This window comes from Sphingomonas sp. DMC6, assembly GCF_056314225.1.
This window is the reverse complement of sequence record NZ_JBQUYT010000008.1, coordinates 21694-44989: the sequence shown is the minus strand read 5'-3', so window position 1 is coordinate 44989 and position 23296 is coordinate 21694. Positions and strand designations below refer to the sequence as shown.

17 protein-coding genes, 3 tRNA genes and 1 pseudogene are annotated in these 23296 nt (G+C 65.4%); 16 read left to right on the top strand and 5 right to left on the bottom strand.

Going from position 1 to position 23296, the window contains the following annotated elements:
• The first annotated feature begins 112 nt into the window (after positions 1-112).
• From ACT53M_RS16620 to ACT53M_RS16605, 4 genes are all read left to right on the top strand, one after another.
• A complete protein-coding gene (locus ACT53M_RS16620) occupies positions 113-379 on the top strand; it encodes a DUF2332 family protein (RefSeq protein WP_476234793.1) in 267 nt (88 codons plus the stop codon).
• 433 nt (positions 380-812) lie between these two features.
• Entirely contained in the window at positions 813-1457 is a 645-nt protein-coding gene (locus tag ACT53M_RS16615) for a hypothetical protein (protein ID WP_476234791.1), read from the top strand.
• 75 nt (positions 1458-1532) lie between these two features.
• Positions 1533-2372, top strand: a complete 840-nt coding sequence (locus ACT53M_RS16610) for a glycosyltransferase family 32 protein (RefSeq protein ID WP_476234790.1) — start codon at positions 1533-1535, stop codon at positions 2370-2372.
• A 60-nt stretch (positions 2373-2432) separates the two neighbouring features.
• Positions 2433-4508 carry a family 16 glycosylhydrolase gene (locus ACT53M_RS16605; RefSeq protein WP_476234788.1) on the top strand — a complete coding sequence of 692 codons (2076 nt, stop codon included), beginning with the start codon at positions 2433-2435 and terminating at the stop codon, positions 4506-4508.
• A gap of 196 nt (positions 4509-4704) precedes the next feature.
• Here the strand turns inward: ACT53M_RS16605 and ACT53M_RS16600 are convergent, their stop codons facing one another.
• The 4 genes from ACT53M_RS16600 to gyrA form a co-directional block, all read right to left on the bottom strand.
• Entirely contained in the window at positions 4705-4830 is a 126-nt protein-coding gene (locus ACT53M_RS16600; protein WP_476234786.1) for a hypothetical protein, read from the bottom strand.
• A gap of 216 nt (positions 4831-5046) precedes the next feature.
• Positions 5047-5122, bottom strand: a tRNA-Glu gene (locus ACT53M_RS16595).
• A gap of 75 nt (positions 5123-5197) precedes the next feature.
• Complete coding sequence (locus ACT53M_RS16590) at positions 5198-5554, bottom strand: DUF952 domain-containing protein (protein ID WP_476234784.1); 357 nt, start codon at positions 5552-5554, stop codon at positions 5198-5200.
• A 3-nt stretch (positions 5555-5557) separates the two neighbouring features.
• A complete protein-coding gene (gene gyrA / locus ACT53M_RS16585) occupies positions 5558-8302 on the bottom strand; it encodes a DNA gyrase subunit A (RefSeq protein WP_476234782.1) in 2745 nt (914 codons plus the stop codon).
• A gap of 262 nt (positions 8303-8564) precedes the next feature.
• Between gyrA and ACT53M_RS16580 the strand changes: the two genes are divergently transcribed.
• The gene (locus ACT53M_RS16580; RefSeq protein ID WP_476234779.1) at positions 8565-9845 is read left to right on the top strand and encodes a tetratricopeptide repeat protein; all 1281 of its coding nucleotides are present in this window, start codon (positions 8565-8567) and stop codon (positions 9843-9845) included.
• A gap of 53 nt (positions 9846-9898) precedes the next feature.
• On the opposite strand, the gene ACT53M_RS16575 is transcribed toward ACT53M_RS16580, so the two are convergent.
• A complete protein-coding gene (locus tag ACT53M_RS16575) occupies positions 9899-10366 on the bottom strand; it encodes an Lrp/AsnC family transcriptional regulator (RefSeq protein WP_476226867.1) in 468 nt (155 codons plus the stop codon).
• Between the two features lie 170 nt (positions 10367-10536).
• Here ACT53M_RS16575 and ACT53M_RS16570 point away from each other — a divergent pair, with 170 nt between their 5' ends.
• The 11 genes and pseudogenes from ACT53M_RS16570 to ACT53M_RS16520 all read left to right on the top strand — a co-directional run bounded on the left by ACT53M_RS16570 (position 10537) and on the right by ACT53M_RS16520 (position 23172).
• Positions 10537-12321 (top strand): sensor histidine kinase, encoded by a 1785-nt coding sequence (locus ACT53M_RS16570; RefSeq protein WP_476234777.1) that lies wholly within the window; start codon positions 10537-10539, stop codon positions 12319-12321.
• 1 nt (position 12322) lies between these two features.
• A complete protein-coding gene (locus ACT53M_RS16565) occupies positions 12323-13393 on the top strand; it encodes a polysaccharide deacetylase family protein (RefSeq protein WP_476234775.1) in 1071 nt (356 codons plus the stop codon).
• Positions 13384-13459, top strand: a tRNA-Ile gene (locus tag ACT53M_RS16560). Before ACT53M_RS16565 ends, ACT53M_RS16560 begins: the two co-directional genes overlap by 10 nt.
• A gap of 49 nt (positions 13460-13508) precedes the next feature.
• Positions 13509-13585, top strand: a tRNA-Pro gene (locus ACT53M_RS16555).
• 401 nt (positions 13586-13986) lie between these two features.
• Positions 13987-14118, top strand: a pseudogene (locus tag ACT53M_RS16550) (integrase core domain-containing protein); the annotation flags it as partial.
• 257 nt (positions 14119-14375) lie between these two features.
• On the top strand, positions 14376-15050 hold the full coding sequence (locus tag ACT53M_RS16545; RefSeq protein WP_476234773.1) for a response regulator transcription factor: 675 nt from the start codon (positions 14376-14378) through the stop codon (positions 15048-15050).
• Positions 15040-16395: a sensor histidine kinase gene (locus ACT53M_RS16540; protein ID WP_476234772.1), complete on the top strand. Its 1356-nt coding sequence runs from the start codon at positions 15040-15042 to the stop codon at positions 16393-16395. The genes ACT53M_RS16545 and ACT53M_RS16540 overlap by 11 nt, the downstream gene beginning before the upstream one ends.
• 120 nt (positions 16396-16515) lie before the next feature.
• On the top strand, positions 16516-19734 hold the full coding sequence (locus ACT53M_RS16535; protein WP_476234770.1) for an efflux RND transporter permease subunit: 3219 nt from the start codon (positions 16516-16518) through the stop codon (positions 19732-19734).
• Positions 19724-20887 carry an efflux RND transporter periplasmic adaptor subunit gene (locus ACT53M_RS16530; protein ID WP_476234768.1) on the top strand — a complete coding sequence of 388 codons (1164 nt, stop codon included), beginning with the start codon at positions 19724-19726 and terminating at the stop codon, positions 20885-20887. Before ACT53M_RS16535 ends, ACT53M_RS16530 begins: the two co-directional genes overlap by 11 nt.
• Positions 20880-22286, top strand: a complete 1407-nt coding sequence (locus ACT53M_RS16525) for an efflux transporter outer membrane subunit (protein ID WP_476234766.1) — start codon at positions 20880-20882, stop codon at positions 22284-22286. The genes ACT53M_RS16530 and ACT53M_RS16525 overlap by 8 nt, the downstream gene beginning before the upstream one ends.
• A 373-nt stretch (positions 22287-22659) precedes the next feature.
• Complete coding sequence (locus ACT53M_RS16520; RefSeq protein ID WP_476234764.1) at positions 22660-23172, top strand: hypothetical protein; 513 nt, start codon at positions 22660-22662, stop codon at positions 23170-23172.
• The last annotated feature ends 124 nt before the right edge of the window (positions 23173-23296 follow it).

The window sequence follows — 23296 nt, the reverse complement described above, 5'->3', positions numbered from 1 at the left end:
CCGAAAATAATGTCCGGGGCGGGTGCTAATCCATTTCTCTCTCTCACTAATTGAAGTACTCCTAGGTGATTATCCTGTAATGATATTATAGGCGCGCGCTCCGTTAGCGGGCGTGCGGCGGCGCGAGGGCGTCTGCCGGGTAGTAATGCACTCGATGGTCCTCCAATATCTGCCGGCATGTGATCGTGCGGCGATCGTGGCGATGATCGAGGATGCCGGGCAATATGCCACGCCCGAACGCCCGCTCGCCCGGGTCGGCTTCGAACGGACTCCGGATCGGCGCGAGGTGCAATTATCGCTGACTCCATTCCCGGGGGGCGATACGCGGGTGCAGGCGAAATGCCACCCTTACGGCAATTGGATCGACTGGCGCGGCTAGAAAGCCCGGCGCGAGCTTGGCGAACTGTTCGGAAACCTTCGGGCCTGCGTCATGTACGATACACCGGACTGGCATTTGGAGAACGACGATGCCGGGCTAGCGAACACTTGTCCCGCGTAACTCCCTCGGAAGGCAGCTTCCCGATCCGTCCTCGGCCAAACCGGTTCAGGCGCCCCTGTTAGACGACGGCGGGAAGCTGCTGTATCGCCTGACCAGGGACGGGCGGCCGATCCTCGCCTCTCCGCCGATCTGGATGCGTGTCGATGGTGTCGAGCTTAGAGACCGTCTGAGAATTGGGCGGTGGAAAAGACCCGGCAGACCGACCCGGTCGAATTCTCAAACGGTCCCTGGCGACAGCCAAGACCCTGATACCTTTAGCATCGCGACCGCCTACGCGCAGGAAATCGCGAAAAAGCAAGGCACGCAGGACATCTTGCTCATCACCCATACCAAGGGGCAGCTGCGCCATTCGGGCCTCTCGACCGACCTCGGTGCAGCCGCCGCCAAGGCCCTCGATGCGGGTCGCGCCGTGTCGCTGTCATCCGGCGCAACGCTGCGTCACGGCACGCTCGCCACCTTGCGCTGCGACGCGGGGCAACCGGTCGTTATCGCTTATTATGCCAATGAGGAGCTTCTTGACTTCGTCGACGGAATGTCCGGCATCAAAGGTGCTGTGGCAGTGCCCTGGATAGCCGACGAGGGTGATCAGTGGCGCGAACGCTGGAACCCGATCGTCCATGGCGAGGAGAAACAGGCGCCGGCCGCAATCGTCGATGACCCCGTTGTCGAGACCGCGTTGCGCTCGGTGTCGCGCGTGATCAATCTTTCCTACTCGCTGCTCCAGACGCGCGACAAGCAGTGGGTCGATCAAGTGCTTCGGATCCTGCGCGCAAAGGGTCATGCGCTCATTGCCGAGAAGATCCGCAACTGGGCAATCCGCAATGGCTGGAAGCCAGGCGCCGCGGATGAACTGGCGAAGCTGGTTAACAAGATTGGCGGATTAAAGACGCGGCCGCGCCTCGCCGATATCCCCAATGCGGAGACCCGGTACGCACGGTGGAAAGGCGGAGAAGACTAGGCCGCCCTTTGCCTTGCCGATGAACGAATCTGCGATCCTGAAATTCGATATTCCACCCCCCAGCGAGGTGCCCGATTGAACCTCGATGCCTACCCTCCCGGTTTTGAACAGGATGACCAGCTACGATCAGCGTTCATCCGAACCTTGACCCTGCGACAGCTGGATAGCGGCTTAGCCGAACACGCTGGCATATCGATGGGCTCTGCGGAGATCCCCCGCACACTGGTCCGATATTGGCATGATCCGGATGACCTTCCCGACGACGTGCAAGCCTGCATGGATAGCTGGACGCCATTGGGGGCGCTCGGTTTCAAGCTTCACACCTTTTGCGATACTTCAGCCGCAAGCTATATCAGTGCGAAATTCAGCCCGCGCGCGCTCGCAGCGTTTGCGCGCTGTCGCCATCCGGCGATGCGTAGCGACTATTTTCGCATGTGTTTCATCCTTGCTGAAGGCGGCCTGTACGTTGACGCCGACGACGTATTGAACGGCGATGGCTGGAAGCAGTTATTCCAGAGCAGTACATTGAAGCTGCAACCGCTTTGCTATGACATTCCGACTGGTGACATGATTACGGCGGCGCAAACTTGGCAGCGAGATTTGTCCACGGCCGATCGCATATTCTACGTGAACAATAATCCTATCGCTGCTCCGCCCCGCCACCCGCTCGTGCGGCGAGCGCTTTATCGTGCAACCGACAAGCTGCTTGACGGGAAGCCACGCCCGGAAATCCAATCGACCACCGGTCCCGGTAATCTGTCCGCCAGCCTGGCGGCACATGCACGCGAGCTGCTGGCCGCCGGTGCCGACCTGGACTTCGAATTGATCCCCGACTGGGACGCCATCGCAAAAACGCGGTGGGAACTATCTTATCGAAACGATGCTCGCAATTGGCGGAATATGGGTGCCGACTGAGCTTCCGTGGCGGGATTTAACTGAATGAACCTTCGAGATGCTTCGACCTCCTTGCGCGCGATGGCGTTCCGCATCTCGCGCGCTGCGATAAGCGCGCTTCCCGGCGGCAAGATATCTGCATTCGGTCCTGGTGCTGATCGGATCGAGTCAATCCTCGTGATCAACCTCGACCGGCAGCCAAACCGGTGGAAGCGCGTACTTCGGGAACTCAACCGCTTCAGGACGCATGACAGTGCTTCCCTTGTGACGATCACCCGCCGGCTACCGGCGATAGATGCGCGCGACGGCCGCGCAGTGGCCGCGACTGCGGATGTCGATACGACATATCGCATGAGCGATCAGCTCTTCGTCCAACCTGATGCGAGGCTGGCGGAATGTTTCGGACCCGACGAGCCAATCAGGATGACGCGGCAGGAAATCGCGGTCGCGAGGTCTCACATCGAAGCCTGGAAAGCCGTCGCGAATGGTCCCGATAGCCATGTTCTGGTGCTCGAGGACGACATCTGGTTTTGCAGGGGGGCCGCTTCCATGATCGATCGTGGCTGGCGTGCAGCGCACCAGCGCCTCGGCGGCAAAGGAACCCCAAACCTGCTCTATCTGTCCTACCGAGACGCCGGCGGCACTGCCGAGCGTGTCGATATCTGCGATGCACTGTTCCAACCGCTGAGGGGCCTTTGGTTCTTGTCCGGCTACGTGCTGTCGCGCGAAGGCGCGATGTCCCTGTTGCGCGCGATGCCGGTCACGGGACCAGCCGATCTGTGGATCAACTATCGGTTCACCGAGCTTGGCGCCCTCGCACTTGCTTCGCCTGCGATTCTCCAGCGGGAAGATGGGCCATCTGATAATGCCTATTCGGTACTACCCTACCTCGCGCGAGCGGGGATCGTCGATTCGGGATCCGGCCCGATGAGACCTGATCGCCCCCCTGTCGGACGGGTGCTTGCCTGGACCGCGAAGGGAGAGCCGGAGAAGCTGGCAATGGCCCTGTCGATGCTGGGACTGCGCGTCCGAGCATTCGATGATGACGAGGCCGAAATCGATGCCGCTGGGCTGAAAAGGCTTACGGAAGTTTTCGATGCGCTAGTCGATGCCCCACTGACCGATGACGCGTTATCGACGGCGCTAAAGCAGGACGATACCAGATTCATCATGGAGCCGGACGCCGCTTGCCGCGTCCTAACTTCCCTGCTCGAGGCGCAGCCTCAACGGGTCGTCACTCTCGATGAGCCAGGGGAAGGGAGAAATTGGACAAAGCTTTGCGCGCTTGTCGGCCTCACCGAGCCGGTTCAACCCTATCCCGAAGGCACTCCACGCCGCTCGAGAATGTTCCGGGATGACAGACGCGGCGATGCGCACCAGTTGATCACCACGACTGCCATCGAGCAATCGCCGCTCGACGATTCGCCATGGGTGCTGCCCGACAACATCGCGTGGACGCCGCGAGCGCCATCGCATCGTGAAATTTCCCCCTGTGGCCGGAGCGTCCTCTCCGCCCGGTTGGACAGTCCCGACCCTCTAATCAAACCCCTTGTGGAGACATTTCCAGGCAATCTCGCCTCGTTCGAGAAGGACGGTCTTCGGTACGATCCGCAGGGCGCGGTACTCACGCTGTCCCAAGCCAGCGACGGCTTAAGGCCCTATCGCTCGGGCGCGTTCGCCACCGCCCGCTCATATGGGCACGGTCACTTCGAAGCGGAGATCAAGGCAGCGCGAGGATCGGGGCTCATCACCGGCTTCTTCCTTCATCGAGAGTGCCCCCGGCAGGAAATCGATATCGAGCTACCCGGCGACAATCCTCGGCAAATGCTGGTGAATGTGTACTTCAACCCTGGCGACGAAGGGGCTGCCATGGGCTTCGGCTACAGGGGCTCACCCTACCGCGTCGATCTGAATTTCGACGCGAGCGAAGACTACCACCTCTACACGATTGATTGGCGGCCCGGCGCAATCATATGGTCTGTAGATCGGCGGATCGCCCACGACCGGGCTAGCTGGGATCCTACTCCGATTCCCCATCTCCCGATGCGATTGCACGCCAACTTATGGGCGCCGCGTTCCGAAGAGCTGGCCGGCCGAATCGACGACGCTGGCTTGCCGACTGAGGCTCACTTCAGAAATGTCTCGATCAGAACGTGACCTTCGACTGCGGCCTCTGCCGCTCCGCGTTCCGACGCCCGTTCGACGATGTAAGGCATCACACATCTGGCGAGTGAGAAGCTTCAATCCGATTACTGCCCGGTAACCACCCGATTTCGACCATTAGTCGCGCAGTGCGGTCGCTAAGCGGACCGTCCGCTTATGGCGGGCAGCGTCAGTGTGGGAATGACCGCAACTAGGGCGCATTGCTGCCGAACGGTTCACGCCGACCGAGCGGCAGCTTCCGGCAGAAGCTGCCGCTGGAGGCCCGGCCGGCGAAAGGCGCATGCTGGTCGCCACGTGCCGGGAGCGATTCGCCCATGATGGTGGCCGGCGGATATCCCGGAGGAAGGTGGAAAGGCTGAGTCTGGGGTGCGAATCAGACACGCGTCAGAGTCCTGCCAGCTGCAGATATCGACGCCGTGGGGCCCTAGAACAATCCGTGAAAGTCCGTCGATTTCCAGCTACGGTTTTGCAGTAAATTTGCAGTAAGTTGCACATTGGCGCAGCCATTCAGCAACTAAGCCTTTGAAAAGGCTGGTGACCCCTACGGGACTCGAACCCGTGTTTTCGCCGTGAGAGGGCGACGTCCTAGACCGCTAGACGAAGGGGCCAGTGCTTGGCGGAAGGCGGCCACTTAGGGACAGTGGCCCCTGCCGTCAAGGCGGATGGGCGAGGCGCCCCGCCTTTTATCCCGCGACCGGCAGGCGGAGCGTGCCGTCAGCTTCGTAATGGACCTCGCTATACGCCGTCACCGCGTCGAGCGGCAGCGGGGCGTAGATATGGGGGAAGCGCTGGCCGCCGCGCGACGGCTCCCAGCGCACTGCCTCGCCCAGCACCGCCAGGTCGACGGCGGCGATCCACAGGCCCGTCTGCCCGGCGAAATGCTTCTCCAGCGTCTCCTGCACCTGTTCGGCAGTGGAGAGGTGGATATAGCCGTCCTGCAGGTCGATCGGTGCACCGAGAAAGACACGCTCGTGCTCGAGCGTGTCCATCTGTTCTGCGGTCAGGATCTTGTAGGCGATGAGTGGCTGATCCCCGGCCATGGCTCAGCTTTCGCCGCCATCGGCCAGATCCTCGCCGGGAACCGCATCCGGCGTGGGCGCGCCGGCAACGGCGCCGTCGCCCAGATTGGCCTCGGCTTCGTCCTCGCTCTCTTCGATGCGCGCGGCGGAGACGACATGTTCGTCGGCCGCGACATTGAACAGCCGCACGCCCGCCGAGTTGCGGCCGATGACGCGCAGATCGCCCAGCGACATGCGGATCATCTTGGCCTGATCCGTCACCAGCATCAGCTGATGCCCCTTGGTCGCCGGGAAGCTCGCCACCACCGGCCCGTTGCGGGCGATATTGTCGATGTTGGTGATACCCTGACCACCGCGGCCGGTGCGGCGATATTCATAGGCCGAGCTGAGCTTGCCATAACCATTGGCACAGACGGTGAGGATGAACTGCTCGCGCGCCTTCATCTCTTCGTAGCGCTCGGCCGGCAGGTCGCATTCGCCCTCGCGCTCGCCCTTCCACGGGGCGAAGCGGAGATACGAATCGCGCTCTTCCTGGCTGGCGCCCGAGCGATGCAGGATCGACAGCGACATCACCTGATCGCCCTCGGCCAGGCGCATGCCGCGCACGCCGGTGGAGGCGCGGCTCTGGAACTCGCGAACATCCTCGCCCGGGAAGCGGATCGCCTTGCCCGCGCGGGTGGCGAGCAGCACGTCGTCGCCCTCGTTGAGCAGCGCGACGCCGATCAGGCGGTCATCCTCGTCCTCGCCTTCGAACTTCATGGCGATCTTGCCGTTCGAGGGCACGTTGGTGAACAGGTCCATGCTGTTCCGGCGTACATTGCCCTTGGCGGTGGCGAACATGACGTGGAGCTTGCCCCATTCCGCCTCGTCCTCGGGTAGCGGGAGCACAGTGGAGATGGTCTCGCCATTGGCGAGCGGCAGCAGGTTCACCATCGGCCGGCCGCGGGTGGCGGGGCCGCCTTCGGGCAGACGCCACACCTTCATGCGATAGACGCGGCCGAGCGTGGAGAAGAACAGCACCGGCGTGTGCGTCGAGGTGACGAACAGCTCGGTGATCGCGTCCTCGTCCTTGGTTGCCATACCGGCACGGCCCTTGCCGCCGCGCGCCTGGGCGCGGAAGGCGTCGAGCGGAGTGCGCTTGATATAGCCCTGGACCGTGACGGTGACGACCATGTCCTCGCGCTCGATCAGGTCCTCGTCGTCGATGCCGTCGGCAGCAGCGGCGATCTCGGTCTTGCGCGGGGTGGCATAGGTGTCGCGGATCAGCACCAGCTCGCCGCGCAGCACTTCGTAGAGCTTGGCACGGTTACCGAGGATCTCGAGCAGTTCGGCGATCGAATCCGCCAGTTGCTTGAGCTCGTCGCCAATCTCGTCGCGGCCCAGTGCCGTCAGGCGGTGCAAGCGCAGGTCGAGGATCGCGCGGACCTGGGTGTCGGACAGGCGGTAGCTGTCGCCCGTGACTTCCACTTCGACCGCCTCGACCAGCCGGATGTACGGCGCGATTTCGGCGATCGGCCATTCGCGGGCGAGCAGCGCCTCACGCGCCGCCGCCGGGCTCGACGAGCCGCGGATGATGCGGACGACTTCGTCGAGATTGGTGACGGCAATGACGAGGCCGAGCAAGATGTGCGCGCGGTCGCGGGCCTTGGCCAGCTCGAACTTCGAGCGGCGGGTGATGACCTCCTCACGGAACTTGACGAAGGCCTCGATGATGTCGCGCAGGTTGAGCAGTTCCGGGCGGCCGCCGCGGATCGCGAGCATGTTGGCCGGGAAGCTCGATTGCGCGGGGGTGTTCCGCCAGATCTGGTTGAGCACCACCTCGGGCGTCGCGTCGCGGCGTAGGTCGATGACGATGCGCACGCCCTCGCGCGAGCTTTCGTCGCGAATGTCGGAGACGCCCTCGATCCGCTTTTCCTTGGCGGCTTCGGCAATCTTCTCAACGAGTGCGTTCTTGCCCTGCTGATAGGGAATTTCGGTGAGCACGATCGAACGGCGCTCGCCGCGCTGCTCGAATTCGTGGCGCGAGCGCACCAGGATCGAGCCGCGGCCGGTCTGATAAGCCGAGCGGCAACCCGAGCGGCCGAGGATCACCGCGCCGGTCGGAAAGTCCGGGCCGGGGACGATTTCCATCAGCTCTTCGGCAGTGACCGCGCCGTTATCGATATAGGCGAGGCAGGCGTTGATCACTTCGCCGAGATTGTGCGGCGGAATGTTGGTCGCCATACCGACGGCGATGCCGCCCGCGCCGTTGACCAGCAGATTCGGGAAGCGCGCAGGCAGAACAGACGGCTCGCTTTCCGAACCGTCATAGTTCGGCACGAAATCGACCGTACCCTTCTCGATATCGTCGAGCAGCGCCGTCGCCACGCGGGCGAGGCGCGCTTCGGTGTAACGCATCGCGGCGGGCGGATCGGGGTCCATCGAGCCGAAATTGCCCTGGCCGTCGATCAGCGGCACGCGCATCGCCCAGTCCTGCGCCATGCGGGCCATCGCGTCGTAGATCGAGCTGTCGCCGTGCGGATGGTATTTACCCATCACGTCACCGACCAGGCGGGCAGACTTGCGATAGGGCCGTCCGGCGACATAGCCGCCTTCCTGGGCGGCATAGAGGATGCGGCGGTGGACGGGCTTCAGGCCGTCACGCACATCGGGCAGGGCGCGCGCCACGATCACGCTCATCGCGTAATCGAGGTACGAGGTCTTCATCTCGTCGACGATCGAGATCGGAGTGATGTCGGAAGGGTCGGCGAGCTGCGTCTCGTCGGTCAAAGGATCATTCTTTCGGGTTTTTGTTACGTGTTTATGGCTCTAGCGGGACGGAGGCATCCTGCCAACCCCGCGCCCGCGCGTACGCGTACACGCGCGCGTGGGGATGTTCAGGAGCCAGCGCTGTTTTCGTGCGTTCGGCGGGGCGCCGGTTTCGTTCAATCGATGTTCAGCGGCGTTGCGACATCCGCCATGCCCGCTTGAATGCCCCACGGAGCGCCGATAGAGGAGCGCGGATGCCGGCTGGCCGACGAGGAGAGTTCATATGAAGGTTGTTTCCAAGGTTGCAATGGCGATGGCCCTGACGCTCGGCGGCACGGCGCTGGTCGCCACCCCCGCCGCTGCCCAGAAGAAGGAAAACGGCAAGGACAATGGCGGCCTGAAGGTAAGCAACGAGTTCCGCAAGCCGGCCGAAGCGGCCCGCGCTGCGATCGAGGCGAAGGACTGGGCAACCGCCGACGCGCAGCTCACCGCGATGGACGCCATCGCCAAGACCGACGACGAGAAATATTATGCCGCCTATCTGCGCTCGCGCGTCGATGCGCAGCGCAACAATGTCGCCGGGCTGATGAAGGATCTGGAAGTGCTGATCGCGAGCACGCGTACGCCGCCGGCCGATCTGCCGGTCTATCAGCGCCAATATTATGCCCTGGCCGGCGACGCCGCGCTGAAGGACAAGAAGTACGCCGAAGGCATCGACCTGCTGCTGAAGTCGCGCGCTGCCGGCAACACCGATTTCGACCTGGCGCTGTCGCTCGCCAATGCCTATTCGGCGACCGGCAAGCAGGCAGAATCCGTCGCCGAAGTCGATCGCGCGATCCAGGCCGTTAAGGCCAGCGGCCAGAAGCCGCCGGTCACCTGGTACCAGTTCGCGATTCCGAAGGTCTATGCGCTGGGCGACCGCGCGGCGATCGCACAGTGGGTCGGCAAGATGCTGCAGGATTACCCGACCACCAAGAACTGGCATTGGGCAATTCTGGTGATCCGCGGCAGCGGCGATACCGGCGGCGCCAAGCTGACCAATGCGCAGCGCGTCGACCTGTACCGCCTGATGCGCGCCACCAAGGTGCTGGCGGACGCCAACGACTATTATGAATATGCCAGCTCGGTGAACCAGCTCGGCATGCCGCGCGAAACCGTGGCGGTGATCGGCGAAGGCCGGGCGGCAGGCAAGATCCCGGCCGGCGACGCCGATTTCAACCATCTCTACACGGCGGCCGAAGCCAATGCGAAGGCAGACGCTTCGCTCGCCGTGATCGCCAAGCAGGGCGAATCGGCAGCGACCGGCAAGGCCGCCGCAGCCAGCGCCGATGCGCTGTTCGCCGGTGGCGAATTCGCCAAGGCAGAGGCGCTCTATGCCGCAGCGCTGCAGAAGGGCGGCGTCGACGCGGACACGATCAACCTGCATCGCGGCGTTGCGCTCTATAATCTCGGCCGCAAGGACGACGCCCGCACCGCCTTCGCGCAGGTGAAGGGGGCACCGGCGCGGGACATTGCCCTGCTGTGGACCGTCGCGCTGGACCTGCCGCCGCTCACCGCGGCCTGAGGCACGGCGCTTCGGCTAAAGGAAAAGGGCGGCCCTGGGGCCGCCCTTTTTCGTCAGAGCTCAGGAACCGGCACACCCGGCAGCGCCTTGGACGTGCGGATCGTCAGCGATGTCTTTACATGTTCGACATTCGGGGCGGTGGTCAGACGCGTCGTAAGGATCGTCTGGAAGCTTTGCAGGTCGGGCGCGACGATCTTCAGGATGAAGTCGATCTCCCCGTTCAGCATATGGCATTCGCGCACTTCGGGAATGTCGGATACCAGTTGCTCGAACGCGCGCAGGTCGCTTTCAGCCTGGCTCTTCAGGCTCACCAGTGCGAACACGGTGAGGTTGTAGCCCAAGGCAGAGGGATCGAGCGCGGCATGATAGCCGGTGATCGCGCCTTCCTGCTCCAGCGCGCGAACGCGGCGCAGGCACGGCGGGGCAGTCAGCCCGACACGTTCGGCAAGCTCGACATTGGTCATCCGGCCATTGTCCTGCAGCAGGGCGAGGATACGGACGTCAATCTCGTCGAATCGCATGGGTAGAAGCGCTCCTGTGGTGAAATTCTGTCTTTCAGATCGCCGCTAGCATAATAAAATTACACTGCAACGCAATTGTCCCACATTGCGACGTACCGAAATGAGCTGTTCCGCATGGCCTCCCAAGAAGTTAAGCAACCTCAGTCGCACCCGCGGGGGGTGCGCTGACGATGGGTCAGACGTTGCGGTTCGATGATACCCTGGAGACGGTGCTTGCAGCCGATCTGAGCACGCCGGTGGGCGTGCAATCGGCATGGCGGCAGCTTGTCGACCTGGTCGGCCGCCGGCGGATCGATGCCGATCCGCGCGCGCTTTCGGCGCTGCGTACGATCCGCGATTCGGTGCCCGAGCCGGTACGCCGGGCAAGTGCGCGCGCGCTGGAATTCGCCAATCCCCCTGCCCCGCTCGTCCGGCTGCTCGCCGCCGATACGCTGGCCGTTGCCATGCCGGTGCTGCGCAGCGCCCGCATGACCTCGCCCGAATGGATCGAGCTGCTGCCCGAATTGCCGCCGGCGGCGCGCAATGTGCTGCGCAACCGCCGCGACCTGAGCCCCGCCGTGCGCCGGGCACTGGAAAGCTTCGGACCGGTGGATTTCGTGCTGGCCGACCAGCGCCCGGCCGGGGAGCAGCTTGCCGAAGCACAGGAAGTCGAAGCACCTGCGACCGAAGCCACGCCGCAACCGGAGCCGGCAGCGCAACCGGAAATGGAAGCGCCGCGGCCACCGCTGCGTCCGATTGCGCCCGAGATCGCACCATTCCTGTCGGACATACCGCCCACGGCGCACGTGCCGCCTCCGCCAGCGGAGACACCGGCGGCCAGCGACGGCATTGCCGATGGCGATGGTCCGTTCGAGATTGCCGAAGTCGTCGCGCGTATCGACGCCTTCTGGCGTCAGCGCGAGGAAAATGGCGCGCGTCTGCCAAAGGCGCCGCCCCGTGCGCGCGAACTGCGCTTCGAAACCGATTCCGCCGGCGTCGTCCGCTGGGTGGAGGGCGTCAGCCGCGCACCGATGATCGGCCTGTCGCTCGACCTGCAGGGCATGCCCGATGGCAGTCGCGTCGACGGCGTGGCGAGCGGCGCTTTCCGCCGACGCGCAGGGTTCACCAGCGCGCGAATGACGATCGAAGGCGAGTCCGATGCCTCCGGGGACTGGCTGATTTCCGCCATTCCCGTATTCGATCCGGTAAATGGCCGCTTCAGCGGCTATCGCGGCACGGGCCGCCGGCCGCGCGTGGACGAACGCGCCGAGCCCATTCGCCCCGAACGTCGCGCCGAGGCGGATTCGCTCCGCCAGCTCGTTCACGAGCTGCGCACGCCGACCAATGCCATTGCCGGCTTCGCGGAAATGATCGAGACGCAGATGCTCGGTCCGGTTGCAGAGGCGTATCGCGAGCGCGCAGCGATCGTCCGCGCCCAGGCACGCGAACTGATGGGGGCGATCGACGATCTCGATCTGGCCGCGCGCATCGAAACCGCCGCGCTGTCGCTGATGCCGGGTCGGGTCGCGCTGCGGCCGCTGGTGACGGGCATTGCCAATGACCTCGCCCAGCTGTGCGAACTGCGCGGGTCGATGATCGACCTGCCGGTCGAGGATCTGGCGGTCCATGGCGATCACCGCGCCGTCGAGAGGCTGCTGGCCCGGCTGCTGGCCACCTTAGTATCGGCGACCGCTGCGGGCGAGCATATCCGCGTCCAGCTGGCACTGGAAGGCGAGCGGATGGTTGCGATCACGATCGATCGCCCGCGCGCACTAGCGGATTATCCCGGCGATTCGGTGCTCGGCATCGACGATGAGGATGAGGACACAACGCTGCTCGGCACGGGCTTTGCCCTGCGGCTGGGCCGCAACCTTGCGCGGGAGCTGGGCGGCAGCCTGGTCATTGCGCCCGAAAGCTTGACTTTGCGGTTGCCGGCCGCCGTAAGCGGACAGGTGGGACAGGCACATCTGAACTGACATGGTGCAGCAGCATCTGCACGGCCGGGACTGCGGCTATCGCGTCCCTGCGCCCCCCGCCTCGGCTCGTCTTGCCTGGCCCGACAGCTTCGGCACGCGCTTTACGCTGTTCGTCGATACCGAAGAAGAATTCGAATGGGGCGCACCCTTTCGGCGCGACGGGCATGGCACCAGCGCGATTGCGGCAATGCCGGCGGCGCATGCCCGCTTCGCCGATCACGGCGTGCGGCTGACCTTCCTGGTCGATTATCCGATCGTCGATTCGCCCCGCGCCGTAGAGACGTTGCAGCGGCTGCTGGAAGATGGGCAATCGGCGGTGGGCACGCAGCTGCATCCCTGGGTCAACCCGCCGTTCGACGAAGTGCTGGATGGGCCGAACAGCTTTGCCGGCAACCTGCCCGCTGCGCTGGAACGCGCGAAACTGGCGGCGCTGACCGACCGGATCGAAGCGGCATTCGGCATCCGCCCCTTTGTCTATCGCGCCGGGCGCTACGGCATCGGCCCCAACAGCCATGCGCTGCTATCGGAACTCGGCTATCGCATCGATAGCTCGATGCGCAGCGGCTATAGCTATGCGAGCGAAGGCGGCCCCGATTTCAGCGATATCGACAACCACGCCTTCCGGATCGACCAGGACGGCGGCCGCAGCCTGATCGCGCTGCCGTTGACGACGGTCTTCACCGGCCTCGCCCGCCGGGGTGGCACATCGCTCCATCGCTGGCTGGGCAGCGTACCGCGCGGACGCGGGGTGGCGTCGCGGCTCGGGCTGTTGTCGCGGGTGGCGCTCACCCCCGAAGACATGCCGCTGGGCGAAGCGCTGGAGGCGATCCGCATCGCTGTGGGCGATGGTGTTCGGCTGCTCAACTTCAGTTTCCATTCGCCGTCGGTCGAGCCGGGGCACACCCCTTATGTCCGCGATGCGGCCGATCTGGCGGCATTTCATCGCTGGTGGGATGCGGTATTTGCGCTGTTGCGCCGGCTGAACGTGGCACCCGCATCGCTTGTCGACATCGACGCGGCTTGCAGCCAGGCCCAAAGCTCCGCTAGGGGCAGCAAGGCTGGGGGCCTGTAGCTCAATGGTTAGAGCTGGCCGCTCATAACGGCTAGGTTGCGGGTTCGAGTCCTGCCGGGCCCACCAGCTACAGGCTTGTACCGGGCGCCGCGAACGCCTAGGCGGGCCGATACGTCGGGGAGTAGCGCAGTCTGGTAGCGCATCTGGTTTGGGACCAGAGGGTCGCAGGTTCGAATCCTGTCTCCCCGACCACTTTATCGTGAAAACGACGGAAATTCGTCACTTTGCGCGGTCCGATATTCTGGTTTGTGCACATCGCAGGTACACACATGCGGTACACAAAAGGGTGCCTCGGTCCGCGCCGGAAAGGCGATGCCGTCATGCGTTCCATCCCCCCACGTCCGCCGCATCCCGGGCCGATACGTCTATCGGCGCAGGCTCCATTTCCGGAAGATTATCCCCAAGCCGCTTAGCGTCGCGCTGCGGACTGCCGACCCGTCGGTTGCCCGCACGCGTGCCGCCTTGCTGTCGGTGCGCTTCCTGGCGGCGAAGGCGAAGGTCTAGCGGATGTTGGAAAGTGGCCCGCCCCTTACAAGCGAGCAGATCGAGGCCTTGTTCAGGCATGTGCTGGAGAAGGAACTCCAAGGCCATGCGATGAATGCCTCAACGAGACGCTGTTCACGTCGCTGGCGTACGCTCGCTTCGCGCTCAATGCTTGGCGGCACGACTACAACCACGTCAGGCCGCACTCGAAACTGGGCGGGATGACCCCCGCCGAGATCGCTGGCAACGTGTCCGGGGGCATGCCCCCGGACACGTTGCCAGCCCCTCAACCAACTATCATGAAGGAGCCGGACTCTACTCCTGAGTGGTAACAATCAGCCACCAGAATGTAAGACAGTTCGGCCTTCCTTGTGGGTTGGCTGCGGACCTCAATCTCGCGCTGTAGCCATCCGTCGACAGCAGCTCGTCCGTTCTGCGCGGAAGCACCTACGGCACTCGGCAATCTTGCTGATTGCGCATGTGAATCTATGCTGACGCCATGGCACATGTGCTGGTAGTGGAAGACGATCAGGCGACGGCGGAGGCCATCGCGATTGAGCTGGGCGCGCATGGGCATTCCGTGGACGTTGCAGCCACGGGCAGCGCGGCGCTGGCACTCGCGCAAGCCACCTCGCCGGATGTGCTGACGCTGGATCGGCTGCTGCCGGACACCGAAGGCCTGAGCTTGCTAGCCGAACTTCGGAGCGCCGGTATCCAGGCGCCGGTATTGATGGTCAGTGCACTCGGCGATGTCGACCAGCGCATCGCCGGGCTGCGGGCCGGCGGAGACGACTATCTGATCAAGCCATTTGCCCCGAGCGAACTGGCGGTTCGGATCGAAGTGCTGCTGCGGCGGAGCCGACCCGAGGCCGAGGCGGTACTGCAGCTGGGCCGCGTCCGGCTCGATCGCATTCGCCGTGAAGTGGAGGTGGCGGGCGCGCCTGTGCGGCTGCTCCACATGGAGTTCAAGCTGCTCGAGTTCCTCATGCGCCATGCCGGCGCCACCGTGAGCCGCCGGATGCTGTTCGAGCAGGTCTGGAACTATCATTTCGACCCCGGCGCCAACCTGATCAACGTCCATATCGCCCGGTTGCGCCGCAAGCTCGATGTGCCCGGCGCCCCCTCGGCGATCACCACGGTGAAAGGCGAAGGCTATCGGCTCGATGCCGTCTGACCGGCTCCGCTGGCGCGATGTGCGCAGGACCACGCCGTTCCGGCTGACGGTGATGCTGGGCGCGGTTTTCCTCGCCGGGCTGTGGGCCACGCTGGCGATCAGCTACATTTTCACGGCGCACGAACTGACCGTGCGCAGCGACCAGATTCTCTACACCCGGGCCCGTACCCTGCTGGGAGCGCCGCCCGCCGCGCTGCCCGCCCGCATGCGTGCCGAGATTGCCAATACCACGCCCGGCCTCAACTATTTCGCGCTGCTCGGGCGCGATGGCGAGCAAGTGATGGGCAATATCCGGCTGCCCGAGCCGCAGCACCTGGGCACGCCCTATAGCCTGGCGGCGCGTGACGGGGTGCATGGCATGCTGCGGGTGCTGGCGGTGCGTACGCCGAATGGCGAAACCATCGTGCAGGCACGCGATATCTCGCCGGTGCAGGACTTGCGGCTGCGACTGCTCCAGATTTTGCTGGTGAGCGGCCTGGCGGGGACCGCGATGGTGCTGACGGCGGCGATTCTGCTCAGCATGGGGCCACTTCGCCGGGTTCGCGATCTTGAACGCGCAAGCCGGGTGATCGCCGCAGGTGGCCTCGCGCACCGCATGCCCATCGCCGGCCGCCATGACGAGCTGGACCAGTTCGCCGCGACGGTGAATCTGATGCTCGAAGAAGTGGCGCATGTCGTCGCGCAGGTGAAGAACGCCACCGACGCGATCGCGCACGACCTGCGGACCCCGCTCACGCGCGTGCGGACCGCGCTGTCGCGGATGCTCCAGGCGGGGGATCTGCCGCCCGCCGCCCACGCCATCATCCAAAGCGCGGTCGAAAACCTAGATGCGGTGGTCGACCGGTTCGCCGCGCTGCTCCGGATTGCCGAACTGGAGGCCAGCGGCCGGCGCGCAGGCATGGGCGCGCTCGCGCTGGCGCCGCTGGTACGTGCGCTGGCCGAACTGTACGACCCGCTGGCGGAAGAACGGGGTGTTGCGCTGGTCGTCCGCATTGCGGACCAGCCGATCATTCGCGCAGACCATGAGTTGCTGGCGGAGGCACTCGGCAACCTGATCGACAATGCCATCAAGTTCACCCGCAGCACGGTGCTGGTTCAGTTGCGCCGCGAGGGCGAGGCGGCGCTGATCGAAGTGATCGACGACGGCCCCGGTATCCCACATGACGAGCATGAGGCAGTACTGCGCCGATTCCACCGCGCAAGCGGTGCCGCCGGGGTGGAAGGCACCGGGCTGGGACTGACGGTGGTCAGCGCGATCCTCCATTTGCATGGCTTCACGCTGGTATTCGACGATGCCCGCCCGGGCCTGATCGCCCGCATCGCGATACCGCAGCAGCCAAGGTGAAATTCATTTAATTCGCCATTTCTGCAGCGCGGGAGCAAATGCCCTCGCGCCGGCGCTGGAGCGTTCCCCATCCCCTAGCGCCCCGGGGCCGGCACCTCGTTCCCGTTGCGCAGGCTGCCCATGCTTCACCTCATCCGGATCGCGCTCAGCAAGCCCTATACCTTCGTTGTCCTCGCGATCCTGATCGTGCTGGGCGGCGGTGTGGCGGCGCTGGAGACTCCGACCGACATCTTTCCTGACATCAAGATTCCAGTGATCGCCGTCGTCTGGACCTATCGCGGGCTGCCGCCCGAGGAGATGTCCGGCCGTGTCATCTATTATTACGAGCGCACGCTTACCTCGACGGTGAACGACATCGACCATATCGAGAGCCAGAGTCTGTCGGGCATCGGTATCGTCAAGATCTTCTTCCGGCCGAATGTCGACATTCGCACCGCCACCGCACAGGTGACGAGCGTCAGCCAGACCGTGCTCAAGCAGATGCCGCCGGGTATCACACCGCCGCTGATCCTGAACTACAACGCCTCGACGGTGCCGATCGTGCAGCTCGCGCTTTCGTCCAAGACGCTGTCGGAAGCGAAGATCTTCGACCTGGGGCAGAATGCCATCCGTCCCTCGCTCGCGTCGGTGGGTGGTGCGGCCGTGCCGTCGCCCTATGGCGGCAAGGAACGCCAGATCCAGATCGATCTCGATCCCGCCGCGCTGCAGGCGCATCATCTGTCCGCTACCGATGTCGGCAATGCGCTGGCCCAGCAGAACCAGATCGTGCCGGCCGGCACCACCAAGATCGGCAGCTATGAATATAACATCCGCCTGAACAACTCCCCCGAGGTGGTCGACCAGCTCAACGACCTGCCGATCAAGACCGTCGACGGCGCCACCGTGCTGATGCGCGATGTCGCCCATGTCCATGACGGTTCGCCACCCCAGCGCAACATGGTTCGCGTCGACGGCCACCGCGCGGTGCTGATGACGATCCTGAAGAGCGGCGCGGCGTCGACCATCGCCATTGTCGATCAGGTGAAGGCACTGCTGCCCAAGCTCGCCCAGACGCTGCCGCCCGACCTGAAGGTGCTGCCGCTATCCGACCAGTCGCTGTTCGTGAAGGCGGCCGTGTCCGGCGTGGTACGCGAAGGCGCGATCGCGGCGGCGCTGACCAGCCTGATGATCCTCTTGTTCCTCGGCTCGTGGCGCTCGACCGTGATCATCGCCGCCTCGATCCCGCTCGCGGTGCTGGCGGCGGTCGCCGGGCTGGCGGCGGCGGGGCAGACGCTCAACATCATGACGCTGGGCGGCCTCGCGCTAGCGGTCGGCATCCTCGTCGACGACGCGACCGTGACCATCGAGAACATCAACTGGCACCTCGAACAGGGCAAGACGGTGCGCGACGCGATCCTCGATGGTGCGCGTCAGATCGTGCAGCCGGCGTTCGTCTCGCTGCTCTGCATCTGCATCGCCTTCCTGCCGATGTTCTTCCTGCCGGGCGTCGCGGGCTTCCTGTTCGCGCCAATGGCGGAAGCGGTGGTGTTCGCTATGATCGCCAGCTTCGTGCTCAGTCGCACGCTGGTGCCGACCATGGGCAATTTCCTGCTCCGCCAGCACGCAGGCATCCACACCGTCGAGCACATGGTCAGCCACGACTCGATGGCGGGCAGCCCCAAGAGCCGCAATCCGTTCCGCCGTTTCCAGCACGGGTTCGAGCAGCGGTTCGAGGCGATCCGCCGCTATTACCTGTCGCTGCTCGGTTTCGCACTCGCCCGGCGCAAGGCGTTCGTCCCCGGCTTCCTGCTGGTCGTGCTCGCCTCCTTCGCGCTGGTCCCGATGCTGGGGCAGACCTTCTTCCCCTCGGTCGACGCCGGGCAGATCAACCTGCACGTCCGCGCGCCGGTCGGCACCCGCATCGAGGAGACGGCGGCGCTGTTCGACCGGATCGAGGACCGCATCCGTGGCGTCGTTCCGCCCGACCAGCTCGTCTCGATCGTCGACAATATCGGCCTGCCGGTCAGCGGCATCAACCGCGCCTATTCCAACACCGGCGGCATCGGCCCGCAGGACGGCGACATCCTGATCACGCTCTCCAAGGAGCACAAGCCGACCGCCGACTATGTGAAGGCGCTGCGCAAGGCGCTGCCCGAAGCCTTCCCGGGCTCGACCTTCTCGTTCCTGCCGGCAGACATCATCAGCCAGATCCTGAACTTCGGCGCGCCGGCCCCGATCGACGTGCAGGTCGCCGGGCCGGACCAGAAGGCCAACGAAGCCTATGCGCACCTGCTTGCGGAGAAGATGGGCCATATCGCCGGGATCGCCGATGTCCGCGTCCAGCAGGCGAACGACTATCCCGAACTCGGCTTCGACGTCGACCGGGCGCAGGCCAATCGCGTCGGCATCACCGAGAACGACGTGACCAGGAGCCTGTCGGTCAACCTCGCCGGCAGCTTCCAGATCGCCCCGGCCTTCTGGCTCAACCCGAAGAACGGCGTATCCTATCCGATCGTCGTTCAGGCACCGCAGTATCGCGTCGATACGATGTCGGATCTGCAGACCATGCCGGTGACCGGCGCGCAGGGCAGCGCCCAGTTGCTCGGCGGCCTCGGCACGCTCCACCGCGAACCGAGCGCGGCGGTGGTCTCGCATTACGCGGTGCAGCCGGTGTTCGACGTCTATGCAACCACGCAGGGCCGCGATCTCGGTGCCGTCGCCGGCGGTATCCAGAAGATCATCAAGGACACCGCCGCTCAGGCCCCCAAGGGTGCCACCGTCGCGCTGCGCGGTCAGGTCGAAACGATGAACACGGCCTTCTCCGGCCTGCTGTTCGGCCTCGCCGGCGCGGTGGTGCTGATCTACCTGCTGATCGTCGTCAACTTCCAGTCGTGGATCGATCCGGCGGTGATCGTCTCGGCACTGCCGGCAGCGCTGGCGGGCATCATCTGGATGCTGTTCGCCACCCACACGCCGCTGTCGGTGCCGGCGCTCACCGGCGCGATCATGTGCATGGGCGTCGCCACCGCCAACTCGGTGCTGGTCGTCAGCTTCGCCCGCGAGCGGCTCGCCGAAACCGGCGACGCGCTGAAGGCCGCGATGGAGGCGGGTGCAACCCGCTTCCGCCCGGTGCTGATGACCGCGCTGGCGATGATCATCGGCATGGCGCCGATGGCGCTCGGCCTGGGCGAAGGCGGCGAGCAGAACGCCCCGCTCGGCCGCGCAGTGATCGGCGGCCTGATCTGCGCGACGCTCGCCACGCTGATCTTCGTCCCTGTCGTGTTCAGCATCGCGCACCGCCGCGACAAGCTTCGTCAACCCTCCGACCTCGCAGCCGAGGATCTTGTTTATGCAGAGTGAAGCCCCCCTGTCCCCCCAGACCCACGCCCCGCGCGGCCTGAAGACCGCCGGCATCGCCGCCGTCGTGATCGCCGGTGCCGTAATCGCGCTCGGCACGATGAGCCGCGCCCATGACGCCGGCGAGGCCCAGCACTGGTCCGATGCGCGCTCGATCCCCGTCGTCCACCTCGTGCCGGTACAGGCCGCCGCCGCCAGCGGCACCCTGACCCTGCCGGGCACGATGGAGGCGTGGGACGCCGCCAAGCTCTATGCCCGGGTAGCCGGCTATGTCCGCGCCTGGGACAAGGACATCGGCGCTCCCGTCGCGGCCGGTACGCCGCTCGCCCAGATCGACACGCCCGAGCTCGACCAGCAGATCGGCCAGGCGCGCGCCGACCTCTCCAGCGCGCTCGCCAATGCCGCCCTCGCCAGGAGCACGGCCGCGCGCTGGAACGACCTGCTCACCACCCGTTCGGTGTCGCAGCAGGAAGCCGACGAAAAGAACGGCGAGCTCGCCGTACGCAATGCGGCGGTAAATGCCGCGCGCGCCAATCTCGGGCGGTTGCTGGCGATGAAGGGCTTCGCCACGGTCCGCGCGCCGTTTGCGGGGGTGGTGACGCAGCGCGCCGCCGATATCGGCGATCTGGTGGGGCCGAGCAGCGGGAATGCGCAGCCGCTCTTCTCGGTCGCCGATGTCCGCAAGATTCGCATCTATGTCAGCGTGCCGCAGGTCTATTCGGCCGCGATCCATGCCGGTCTCGCCGCGACGCTGAGTGTGCCCGACTATCCCGGCCGCAACTTCACCGCGCAGGTGATCGGCCAGTCGGGCGCGATCAGCCAGCAGAGCGGGGCCTTCCAGGTGCAGCTCGTTACCGACAATCCGGGCGCGGTGCTGAAGCCCGGCGGCTATGCCAAGGTGGCGTTCAACGTCGCCGGTCAGGCGAGCACGGTGCAGATACCGTCGAGCGCGCTGGTGTTCCGGGCGGAGGGTGCGCGCGTGGCGCTGGTCGGGCCGGGTGACCGCATCCATCTCCAGGCGATCACCATCGGCCGCGATCTCGGCCCCTCGATAGAGGTTCTGGGCGGCCTGAAGCCAGGTGACCGCGTAGTCGACAATCCGCCCGATTCGGTCACCGAGGGCGAACTGGTGCGGGTGCAGCAGAGCCATGCGTAAGCGGCTGACGCTCGCCGGCCTTGCGCTGGCCACGGCGCTGGCGGGTTGCGGGACCACGCCCGCCTATCACCCGCCGGTCGTACCCGCGCCGCCGCAATTCAAGGAAGCCGGTCCCTGGACCCGGGCCGCGCCGGCGCTCCCCGCCGATGGCCGCTGGTGGACGCTGTTCGCCGATCCGGTGCTAGACGGCCTCGAAGCGCGGGTGGCGCAGGACAACCCGACGCTGGAGGCGGCGCTGGCGCGCTATGAAGCGGCCCGCGCCTATATCGGTGCGACGCGGGCAGACCTGCTGCCCAGCCTTGGCGCGCGCGGCGACCTGACCCAGAACCGCCAGTCGGACCACCGCCCGCTCCGCGGCGGCAACCAGCCCGACGAATATGCCGCCGACACGCTTTCCGCCGGCATCGGATGGGAACCCGATCTGTGGGGCGGGCTGCACGCCAGGCTTGCCGCCAGCCGCGCCGCAGCGCAGGCGAGCGCCGACGATCTAGCCGCCATCCGCCTAGCGCTCGAAACCGAGCTGGCGCAGCATTATGTCGAGCTGCGCGGTCTCGACGCGCAGGCGCATATGCTCGGCGCCACAGTGGATGCCTATGCCCAGGCCGATGCATTGATCCGCAGGCGCTTTGCGGGCGGCATCGCCTCGGGCATCGACGTCGCGCGCTCGGGGGCATTGCTCGCCGATGCCCGCGCCCAGCTTGCCGACATCGCGGCAGCACGCGCGCTGGTCGAACATGCCATCGCCAGCCTGGCCGGCGCGCCGGCGAGCAGCTTCTCGCTCCCCGCCGCGGAGGGGCAGCCGGCGATCCCGGCGATCCCGGCGGTGCTGCCCTCGACACTGCTCCAGCGCCGCCCCGACATCGCCGCCGCGGAACGGCGGATGTTCGCCGCCAATGCCGGGATCGGCGCCGCCAAAGCGGCCTTCTTTCCCTCTATCGTGCTGGGCGGCACCGGCGGCGTGCAGAATACGGCGCTCTCCGGACTGGTCGCGGCGCCCAACAGCTTCTGGTCGATTGGGCCTAGCGCAATCCTCTCGATCTTCGACGGCGGCAAACGTCGCGCTGCCCTCGCCGCCGCGCGCGCGCATTGGGATGAGGCCACTGCGGACTATCGCGCGCGGGTGCTCACCGCATTCCAGCAGGTGGAAGACGGGTTGGCCCAACTGCATCACTTCGGCGACGAAGCGACGGCGCAGGCGGAGGCCGTGCGCCTGGCCGGGGAAGCCGAGCAGCTGGCGCTCAATCGATACGAGAAGGGCGTGGTCACCTATCTCGACGTCGCGACCGCGCAAGCCCAGGCGTTGCAGTCCCGGCGAAAGGCGCTCGAACTGCAGACCCGAAGGCTTGACGCGTGCATTCGCCTTATCGGGGCAGCGGGCGGGGGTTGGCGCGATCCTTAATCTCAACCTCATCGCTGGATCTGGCATTCGACGAAGCCCTGCTAGCTATTGCAAGCTTGACGCGTACGTTGGCCTTCCGCCCTATCCGCTTCGAAGTTAGAGTTCGGCAGCTTCCGTCAGGAGCGGACATTTGCAGTGCCAGATTCCAACGACCAGCTTTGGTCGAAAACGGCTGCTGCCGCCTGGAGCCAGGCAAAGGCGCGTATCCAGAACTCGTCTGCTCGGCGCCTTCGCCCTGCCGGCGGACGGACGCCTAATCCAGCCGCCGGCCCACTTTCATGGCGTCAACCGCGAGCGCGCAGTGCCTCCGCCAGCTCAGCTCGAGTCTCCGGTGTGCCTGCCATGACGGCAGCCACCCCGGATGGCGCTTCCCGTGTCGTTCGCCGCGCCGCCAATATCTGGCCGTTACGACGAGATGGACGTGTGGCGCGATGATCCAATCGTCCGCGTCGCCTCCCATGGCATGGATCGCCCACGCCACGACCGCACCCTTGAACCGCGCAAAGTACCGAACACGCGCGGGTACTTCGCGGTAGCTCGGGTGGAAGGCATTGTTCCCGATCCCAGCGCGCCGGGCATGTATCTCGCCCTGATCGAGCCCGGCAGCTATCTCGATTTTGCCAACCCGGCCCCGTTCGCTGATGCCGACGGAGCGGTAATTGAGCGGGGCGTTCTCAACGGGGCCGGCCGCATCTCCGGCCGTGCGCAAGCTGCCGTTCGCGGCCTATCGCCATCCAACTTCAATCGCATTGTCGAGGCCGGACTGGCCGAGTCGGACCCGCTATTGCCCCGCATCGGCTTCGCAGAAACGGCCTCGCGCTGTCCGGCACGGCGCACTGGATGTTCGACCGCGGCCTCGGCTTGGACGACGACATGCAAATCCTGATCTCCCGGCAGGCCAACGCCCCCGAGAGCATTTGCTCTATCATCAACCCGAGCGGGCGGGTGCTCCTGCCGCCGTGTGCCAGCGACCGTCCCCATCCGCAGTTTGTCCGATGGCATCGGGAGCA